The following is an 8330-nucleotide window of genomic DNA, read 5'->3' as shown; positions in this document are numbered from 1 at the left end:
CTATGCTGTCCAAGCCGACCACGATCAGCTGGTGGGAATCAAATAGCGCGAGTCTCCATCAGACCCAGGGCGCTTCAGTTCGAACATCGCCCCGTCGTTGCGTTGCCCGCCGGTGATCACGATCGCCAACGGCAGCCTGAATCGGCCTGACTTTCGTTCCTATCGGATTGTTTGTCCGGCAAGTGCCGGCTGGGCTGACTCTAGGTCAGCGTAGTACGCCCGTTCGACCTCGATCGGGGTGCGCATGTCGAGCTCGCCGTGGAGGCGCTGGTTGTTCCACCACCACACGTACTCGAGGGTTGCTAGCTCGACCTGCTCGACGGTTCGCCAGGGGCCGCGCTGACGGATCAGTTCGGTCTTGTAGAGACCGTTGACCGCCTCGGCGAGGGCGTTGTCGAACGAGTCGCCGACGGTCCCGGTGGAGAGTTTCGCTCCGAGTTCCTCGATCCGATCGGTGTAGACCACGGCGAGGTAGTTCGATCCGTGATCGGCGTGATGAACCAGACCGTCGAGGCGTCCGCCGGCGTCCCAGGCGGCCATATCGAGCGCCCGTAGTGGCAGGATGTCGGACTTGAGTGTGGCTGCGACGTTCCAGCCCACGATGCGACGCGAATAGACATCGGTGACGAACGCGACATACGCGAACCCGGACCATGTTGCGACGTAGGTCACGTCAGCGACCCAGAGGCGGCGCGGGCCGGTGGCAGTGAACCGGCGTTGCACGAGATCCTTCGGCTTCTCCGCTGCCGGGTCGGACTTCGTCGTGAACACCCGCTTGGACCGCTTCACACCCTCCACCCCGGCGAGCCGCATGAGCCGTTCGGTCTGATCGCGACCGATCTCCCACCCTTGCCGCCGCATGAGTGCGTGCATCTTCCGGCGTCCGTAGACGCCGTAGTTCTCCGCATGCAACCTGGCGACCTCCGGCACCAGCAGGTCGTCGCGCAGCTGCCTCGCTGACGGCGCACGGCCGACGGCGGCGCGGTAGCCGCGCGCGGTGAGGAAGCCCTGGACTGCCGGTTTGAGGACCCGGCAGATGAGCACGACCGGCGAAATGATCCCTGTGTTCATCGATGAACCGGACCATCTCGGTCAGGGGCGGTCGAGCTCCTTCGCGAAAAACACGCTCGCAGCCTTGAGGATCTCGTTCGCCTTGCGCAGTTCGGCGTTCTCCTTCTGCAGCCGCTTGATTTCTGCCGCCGCGTCCGTCGTCAGCCCGGGCTTGATACCGGCGTCGACCTCGGCCCGGCGCTGCCACAGTCGCAACGTCTCCGGACTCATCCCCAGCAGCCCAGCCACATGGCGCACGGCGCTCATCATCGTCGGGTGCGACGGCCGCGTCTCCGCGAGCATCCGCAACGCACGCTCACGCATCTCCTGTGAATACTTCCTGTTCATCGTCTTCCATCCTTGCTTGAAGAACGGAACGAAAGTCAGGCCGATTCAACTTCGACCGTCTGGCCGAGTACGTCGCGCCCACCGAAGCCCAACGCGCGAACCCTGGTCGCCGCTCTGCGCGGATCCAGGCCAAGAAGATGCACGTACGCGACGCTGAGCTCGCGGCGATCGACCCAAACCGCATGTCTACTGAGACTCAGCGCCTGCTTCGAGCTGTGCTCATTTCCCAGCAGCGCTACGAGCTGGCGCTGGAGCGGTTCCCGAACCTGCTGGTGCTAGCGGACGTTGCCCAGACAGCTCAGCTCGTCGGCTTCGACGAATACCCTCACGCCGTTCAGCACGCGCTGCGAGCACCTCTCTAATCGGAGCGACTCAGCACCGCCACCACAGACCTGTGGTCGCTGCCTTCCAGCGCATCCATTACGCGTGTGCCTTCTGCATTCCACGTTGCGCCGACAAGTACGTGGTCGATCGGCGACGAGATCCAGGACGGCATATCCGACGGCCATGTGCCACCTGCACCGCTGCCAGATTCCAACGCAGCGTCGTTGCACTGTCCGATCAGGTGGCCAGCGGCACCCAGGCCAGCCATGTGGTCGACGGTGGCATTCAAGTCGCCTGCGACGATGATGTCTTCTGCAGTGCAAACTTCGGCAATCCACTCCAACCCGGCTTCCCAGACCGCCATCCTGGTGGGAAGCGGCGGCATCGTATGGGCCGCCACGATAGTCGCCGGTCCATCACCCGTGATCTTCTGCCAAACCCCACTAGGGAGACCCGGCGTAGAGCCTGTTGCATCGTCCAGTTCGTACTCGCCGAGACGGTCAGCGATCAGGACAGAGGTCGGCATCCTGTCGTTCCCGTTGCCCGACCGCACCGTCTCGGGCGTCATCTTGACACCGGACAGGGCCAACAGGCGCGCGACCTCGGTAGCGGCCCTCTCGTCCGTCTCCGGCAGGCTCACGACATCGGCTCCCACCTCGAGTGCGACCTTGGCAATGTCAGCGGGACTTGTGGCACCGCCCTGCGTATTCCACGCCATTACGACGAGGTCGCCCTCAGGCAGAGCTTCACTGCCGAGTCCGCGCGTCAGGAGCACTGCGCCGTTGGTGATTGCGCCTGCAGCCAGGATGAGTGCGAGACCCCAGGCAACTACAGGTCTGTGCCTACGCCTGAGTAGGGCTGTGGCACCTGCCAGCAGTGCAAATACGGCTAGGCCAATCGCCAGCGGTGTCCTGAATGAGATCAGCTGTGCAATACCAAGGACGCGCTGAGCGCCCAGCGCCTGCGGCCAGCTCAGCAGCAGCACCAGCAGCGCTGCTGCCAAGAGCACGGCAACAATGCCCGTTTTTGATGCTGCCGAGCTTCGATTCTTTACCCCGTTGGGCGGGCTTGCTATCACCGTCACAGTCTACGGAGCGCAGGTCGCGCCACCCGGCGCAAGAACCAGCGCCCAAGTCACAACGGACCAGAGCCCAACGCCAAGCGCGATGAGCCATGAGCCACGAGCCCAGAGCGACGATCGAGCGGATCGACAAAGACTTGGGTGTCCATCTGCTGACCTTGCAGAAGTCGGTGCGCCACGCCGAGATCGACGAGGGAGTTTCAATTGACGTCGCTACGCAGCAGCCGCCGCAACCGTTGGATGAAGACCTTGCCGGCGCATCTCTTGGCACCCTGAACATCAAACCCGAATCCGGCTCGCGCAGTGAAGATCGGCTGTCCGGCACCGCACAGACGAAACAGCCAACTTCTTCACCGTCAACCCCCTTCGCTGCGGCATCCGCGTTCTGAAGACTGGTCGAACGGTGGTGACCGGCACCCCGTGGACGAGGAGGAAGCCATGAGCTCGACATCAGACGCCATTCCCGACCGCGATGAGGACGTGCTCCCCCAGCCGCTGCGCGACCGGGACGCCACTACGAACGCCGATCCCTCGGCTGACCCCGCGCAGGCCGAATGGGAGCGCACAGAGGCGCTCGATCGTGGTGAAGACCCCGACGGCGCGACCGCGACGGGACGCGATCCGGCGGAGATTCCCGAGCCCGACGATCAGATCCCCGACGAAGACCTCCCGAGTTCCACGGCGCAGCCGGAAACGCAGGGCGAGGACCCTGCCGTCGCCGAGCTCGGCGAGGGCGGCGAGGGCGACCTCGCGCCGGAAGACCTCTAACTGCGGGCGACATGACCGTTTATCGAGCGCCCATGCGCTCGCGGGATGACAGCATCGATGCCGCTGCGGCCGTCGAACGGGCGCTCCGGATCGGCCTGTGCGGCATGGGCGGACGGATTCCGGAGAACCCGGACACGATCGAGGAAGCGCTTGTCGCCGTGGACCGCATCCATGGCGAGCGCGCATCCCGTCGGCTCGAACGATTCGCCCACGTACCGGCCGGAGCATTCGTCTGGACGAAAGACGTGCACGGCATGATGTGGCTCGGACGGCTGACCGGCCCGTGGCGATACGACCCCGCGCTCGAAGCCGTGCGGGTCGACCTCGTGCATGTTCGTCCGACGCGCTGGAGCGATCTGCCGATCCCGCCGGCGGAGGTGCCCGCTGCCGTGCACGAGACCTTCGCGCGCGGCGGGCGGAATTGGCAGAGAATCCGCCGCCCCGCTGTGGAGGACGAATCAGAGAGAATCTGGGGTCTGGGTGAGGTGCAGGGCGCACACGCGAACCCCGCGCCGAGTCAGTGAGCTGACTCGGCGCGTGCCCGCGCCACGATGATCCCGCGCTGAGAATCCCAGAAGCCGTCGACCATCTCGCGAAGCTGTTCGGCGTCGACATCGGCGCCGAACGCTTCGGCTCCGGGTTCGAGGGCGATGCCGGCCGCGAGGGGGCCGGCATGCACGGGGTCGAATCCGAGGGCATCGATGAGGGAGGAGACGAGAGCGATGTCGGATGCTGCGTCACCGGCGAGCGCGATGGCCTTGCGGTCTGCGGCGCCGGCGGGCCGCGCATCGTCCGCCATGTCGTGATAACCCATGTGGCTGAGCGCCTTCACGACACGTGCGCCGAGGAAATGCTGCTGCACGAGCTCACTCGTGGATGTGCGCGGGTCGGAGAACTCGTCGCGGATGCCGTCGGACGCCCACCAGTAATTCATCGCATCGATCACGAGTCTGCCGCGGAACGATTCTCGGGGAAGCATCCGGAACTTCGCGAGGGGGAGGGCGAGCAGCACAGCATCCGATTCGGCGATCACCGATTCTCGCGGCGCGGCCTCCGCGCCCAGCGATGCCGCACGGCCGGCGATCAGGCGCGGATCGCCGGACGCCGAGATCAGAACGCGCAGACCGGCGGATGCCGCGAGCTGCGCGATCACACCTCCGAGGCGTCCCGCGCCGAGGATCCCCAGCGTGCGGATCGGGGACTGCTCGGCGCCCGTGTCAGCGACGCTCACGTCGCCACGGCCGATCGCGCCACGCACCGGTCGCCCACAGCACGACGAGCACGAGCACCGGCTGGAAGAACAGACGAGCGAAGCGGGCGGCATCCGTGTCGAGGCCGAACCCTTCGCGTCCCTCGAGCCACTGCGCGATGTTGCCGGGGAACACGGCGATGAAGAAGAGCGCCGCGACGAGGCCTACGACCACCCGGTAGCGGCCGAGGAAGACGAGGGCGAGGCCGAGCAGGATCTCCACCACGCCGGATGCCAGAACCACGAAGTCGACATCCAACGGCAGCCACGGCGGCACCTGCGCCTGGAACTCCTCACGCGCCACCGTCAGGTGGCCGATGCCCGCGCCCAGGATCATCACGCCGAGGACGACGCGCACGATGGTGCGTGCGATGCCGGCGGAGGGCTTCTTCTCGAAGAGTCGGCTCAGCGGCCCAGAACTGTGTTCAGTCATCGGAGACGAGCGGTTCGGTCGCCGTGGCCGCACGGTTGCGACGCACCTGGCGAATGCGGAGCGTGATCCAGATGATCGCGGCGACAGCCACGACGACGATGACGATCTTCTGGAAGATGCCCGCATAGTCCTCGACGATGTGCCAGTTGGCTCCGAGGAAGAAACCGGCGAGCACGAATATCGTGTTCCAGATCGCGCTGCCCGCGGTGGTCAGCAGCAGGAAGCGCACGAGCGGCATCCGCTCGATGCCGGCGGGGATCGAGATGAGACTGCGGAAGATCGGAATCATGCGGCCGAAGAAAACGGCCTTAGAACCGTGCCGGTCGAACCAGGCCTCGGTGCGCTCGACGTCTTCGAGCTTGATGAGGGGCAGCTTGTCGGCGATCGCGTACATGCGGCGCCGACCGAGCCAGGCGCCGAGGCCGTAGAGGGCGAGCGCGCCCACGACCGAGCCGATCGTGGTCCAGATCAGAACCTCGATCAGACCCAGGCTTCCCTGCGCAGCGGTGAAGCCTGCCAGCGGCAGGATGATCTCACTCGGCAGCGGCGGGAAGAGGTTCTCCAGGGCGATCGCGACACCGGCGCCGAGGCCGCCGAGGGTCTCCATGAGGGTGACCGCCCACTGGGCGATCGCATTGAGGTTCTCAGCGCCGGAATCCATGACTTTCAGCGTAGGGGAGCGCACCTGGGGAACCTCGCAGAAATGGGCGGCTGGGGATAAGAGGGCAGGATGAGGGCATCATCACCATGGACAAGAGAATCGTCCGCATCGGCTCGACCCGCCAGGAGAAGCAATGACCAACGCATTCGACGTGCTCAGCACCGGCCTCGCCGACCTCGATGAGCGCTACCCGGGACGCACGGGCGGACTCGCCGTCGGCAAGGTGCACGACGAGCCGGGCCTGCGTGTTCGCACGATCGCCCTCGACGCCGGAGCCGTCCTCGAAGAGCACGTCGCCGGGGTGCCCGTGCTGATCCACGTCGTCGGCGGACGCGTTCAGTTCGACATCGGAGGAGCAAGCCACGACCTGGCAGCCGGTGCGCTCGTCCGCGCCGACGGCGGGGTACCGCACGCCGTGCGCGCTCAGGAGCCCTCGCGCCTCGTGCTCACCCTGATCGGCTGACGGGAAGAGCGCATCAGCGCTGCAGCAGGTGCCGCACGCCCTCGGCCCACAGGCCCCGCCACCAGGCCATGTCGTGCCCGCCGTTGTACTCGATGTAGCGGTGCTCGTGCGCGGAACCCGCCAGTTGGGCGACGAGTGCACGGTTCTCGCCGACCAGACGGTCCTCATGGCTGCCCGCCGTGAGGAAGAGCCGCACCGGAGCAGCGCTCGCCGTACGCTCGAGCATGTCGTGCTGCCACAGCGATGAGGACTGGGCGATCGCCGAGCCGACGACGCCGGGGTGGTCGAACGCCGTCTTCAACGCCGTCAGGCCGCCCAGACTCTCACCCGAGACGATCACATCCGCGGGGTCCGTGCTGATCGGCAGCAGATCGTGCACCCACGGCAGGATCTGAGCGACGATCTCCTCGCTCATGCCGCCGTCGATGCTGAGATCCGTCATGCGGCGAGGCCCCTCGGCATCCACCATCACGAGGTACGGGGTGCGCAGGCCCTCGAACTCGGCGAGCGCATCGATGGCGTTCGCCGCATCGCCCGAGTCCTGCCAGACCTCGCCGTCGAGCATGATGACGACTGGCCGCGGCGCGCGCCCATCATCGCCCGCGGGGCGGTGAACCCAGACGCGGCGTCCGTGCTCGAGGCGGTGCTCGCTCGTCGCCCCGCCGACCGCCGCGGGGCGATCGGGCCGGGGCAGCGGCATCGCGCCCGGCATCTCGGCGACCGACGCGCGACCGCCATGCGTGCGGATCGCCACCGGGTTCCGGGGATCGAGCCGCCCCTGCTCGCGCACGACGCGCATCGCCCAGCGGGGCTCGCGCTCACCGATATCGCTCAGACCCTGCGCATCCAGAGGCAGCACCGTGTACGAGCCGCGCCAGTCGGCGCCGAGCAGGAAGGAGCGGAACCAGACATCCGTGCCGGGAATGCGCTCCATGCGCCCGTCATCCAGGCTCTCGGTGATGCGGTTGATCGTGATGACGACGGCATCGGCAGTGGCATCCCGCCAGAAGAAGGTCGCCCGCATCTCGTCGGTGGAGCCGTCGACCGGCTCGATCACGGGGGTACGCAGGCCGCCCCAGAACGCCTCGAGCGCTGCCGCGTCTCCGTCGACGAGCCGTGCTCGCACGTCATCGATGATCGTCATGCCGAGGTGCTCGCGATCGGGATGACCATCGGGCTGCCGAACACCGGGTCCGGGACGATCCGCGATGTCAGGCCGAACACCCGCTCGATCAGCTCCTCCGTGAGGATCTCCTCCGGCGCCCCAGCGGCTGCGAGCGTGCCATGCTTCATCACCACGAGGTGATCCGCATAGCGCGCCGCCTGGTTCAGGTCATGCAGCACGAGCACCATCGTGCGCCCCTCCTCCCGGTTGAGGCGACGGCACAGCTCGAGGACATCGAGCTGGTGGGCGATGTCGAGATACGTGGTCGGCTCATCCAGGAGCATGAGCGGAGCATCCTGCGCCAGCAGCAGGGCGATCCACACCCGCTGGCGCTGACCGCCGGAGAGCTCCTCCACGGCACGATCCGCGAGCTCCGTGACGCCCGTCGCTGCCATCGCCCGCTGCACGGCCTCCTCGTCCTCCTTCGACCACTGCTGCAGCATCCGCTGATGAGGGAACCGTCCGCGCCCGATGAGGTCGGCGACCGTGATCCCGAAGGGCGCCGTCGATGTCTGCGGCAGCAGACCCAGACGCCGCGCCAGATCCTTCGGCCCGATCGCGCGCACATCCTCTTCGCCGAGAAGAACACGACCGGCGGTCGGCGCGAGCAGGCGCGACAGCGCCCGCAGCAGTGTCGACTTGCCACAGGCGTTCGGGCCGATGATGACCGTCACCTTGCCGTGCGGGATCGCGACGTCGAGATTCTCCGCCACGAGACGCGAATCATAAGAGAGCGTGACGTCCTGCGCGTGCAGAGCGGATGCCGTGGTCATGTCGTCCTTTCGCAT

Annotated in this window: 11 protein-coding genes and 1 pseudogene; 5 read left to right on the top strand and 7 right to left on the bottom strand. The window is 66.7% G+C overall.

Features of this window, described 5'->3' with window-relative positions; translation table 11 throughout:
* Window positions 1–159: 159 nt before the first annotated feature.
* Window positions 160–1398, bottom strand: a pseudogene (locus tag ACWAUG_RS08755) (IS3 family transposase).
* A 182-nt stretch (window positions 1399–1580) separates the two neighbouring features.
* Here ACWAUG_RS08755 and ACWAUG_RS08750 point away from each other — a divergent pair.
* The gene (locus ACWAUG_RS08750) at window positions 1581–1760 is read left to right on the top strand and encodes a hypothetical protein (RefSeq protein ID WP_460802174.1); all 180 of its coding nucleotides are present in this window, start codon (window positions 1581–1583) and stop codon (window positions 1758–1760) included.
* On the opposite strand, the gene ACWAUG_RS08745 is transcribed toward ACWAUG_RS08750, so the two are convergent.
* A complete protein-coding gene (locus tag ACWAUG_RS08745) occupies window positions 1757–2800 on the bottom strand; it encodes an endonuclease/exonuclease/phosphatase family protein (RefSeq protein ID WP_460802173.1) in 1044 nt (347 codons plus the stop codon). The genes ACWAUG_RS08750 and ACWAUG_RS08745 overlap by 4 nt on opposite strands.
* Before the next feature lie 95 nt (window positions 2801–2895).
* On the opposite strand from ACWAUG_RS08745, the gene ACWAUG_RS08740 reads away from it, so the two are divergent.
* The 3 genes from ACWAUG_RS08740 to ACWAUG_RS08730 are packed head-to-tail and all read left to right on the top strand — an operon-like array spanning window position 2896 to window position 4095.
* The gene (locus tag ACWAUG_RS08740) at window positions 2896–3192 is read left to right on the top strand and encodes a hypothetical protein (protein WP_460802172.1); all 297 of its coding nucleotides are present in this window, start codon (window positions 2896–2898) and stop codon (window positions 3190–3192) included.
* A gap of 49 nt (window positions 3193–3241) precedes the next feature.
* On the top strand, window positions 3242–3571 hold the full coding sequence (locus ACWAUG_RS08735; RefSeq protein WP_460802170.1) for a sugar ABC transporter ATPase: 330 nt from the start codon (window positions 3242–3244) through the stop codon (window positions 3569–3571).
* A gap of 11 nt (window positions 3572–3582) precedes the next feature.
* The gene (locus tag ACWAUG_RS08730) at window positions 3583–4095 is read left to right on the top strand and encodes a GAF domain-containing protein (RefSeq protein ID WP_460802169.1); all 513 of its coding nucleotides are present in this window, start codon (window positions 3583–3585) and stop codon (window positions 4093–4095) included.
* Here ACWAUG_RS08730 and ACWAUG_RS08725 read toward each other — a convergent pair.
* Genes ACWAUG_RS08725 through ACWAUG_RS08715 form a run of 3 tightly spaced genes read right to left on the bottom strand, consistent with a single transcriptional unit; the run spans window position 4089 to window position 5914 of the window.
* Window positions 4089–4802, bottom strand: coding sequence for an NADPH-dependent F420 reductase (locus tag ACWAUG_RS08725; protein ID WP_460802168.1), 714 nt, complete (start codon window positions 4800–4802; stop codon window positions 4089–4091). The two genes, ACWAUG_RS08730 and ACWAUG_RS08725, sit on opposite strands and share 7 nt — an antisense overlap.
* Entirely contained in the window at window positions 4789–5253 is a 465-nt protein-coding gene (locus ACWAUG_RS08720) for a DoxX family protein (RefSeq protein ID WP_460802167.1), read from the bottom strand. The genes ACWAUG_RS08725 and ACWAUG_RS08720 overlap by 14 nt, the downstream gene beginning before the upstream one ends.
* On the bottom strand, window positions 5246–5914 hold the full coding sequence (locus ACWAUG_RS08715) for a DedA family protein (protein WP_460802166.1): 669 nt from the start codon (window positions 5912–5914) through the stop codon (window positions 5246–5248). Before ACWAUG_RS08715 ends, ACWAUG_RS08720 begins: the two co-directional genes overlap by 8 nt.
* A gap of 133 nt (window positions 5915–6047) precedes the next feature.
* On the opposite strand from ACWAUG_RS08715, the gene ACWAUG_RS08710 reads away from it, so the two are divergent.
* The gene (locus ACWAUG_RS08710) at window positions 6048–6377 is read left to right on the top strand and encodes a cupin domain-containing protein (protein ID WP_460802165.1); all 330 of its coding nucleotides are present in this window, start codon (window positions 6048–6050) and stop codon (window positions 6375–6377) included.
* Window positions 6378–6390: 13 nt separating this feature from the next.
* Here the strand turns inward: ACWAUG_RS08710 and ACWAUG_RS08705 are convergent, their stop codons facing one another.
* Both ACWAUG_RS08705 and ACWAUG_RS08700 read right to left on the bottom strand, forming a co-directional pair.
* A complete protein-coding gene (locus tag ACWAUG_RS08705) occupies window positions 6391–7521 on the bottom strand; it encodes an enterochelin esterase domain-containing protein (protein ID WP_460802164.1) in 1131 nt (376 codons plus the stop codon).
* Entirely contained in the window at window positions 7518–8330 is an 813-nt protein-coding gene (locus ACWAUG_RS08700; protein WP_460802163.1) for an ABC transporter ATP-binding protein, read from the bottom strand. Before ACWAUG_RS08700 ends, ACWAUG_RS08705 begins: the two co-directional genes overlap by 4 nt.

The sequence above is a fragment of the Microbacterium sp. GXF6406 genome, assembly GCF_054798215.1.
This window is presented reverse-complemented; position numbering and strand designations above follow the sequence as displayed.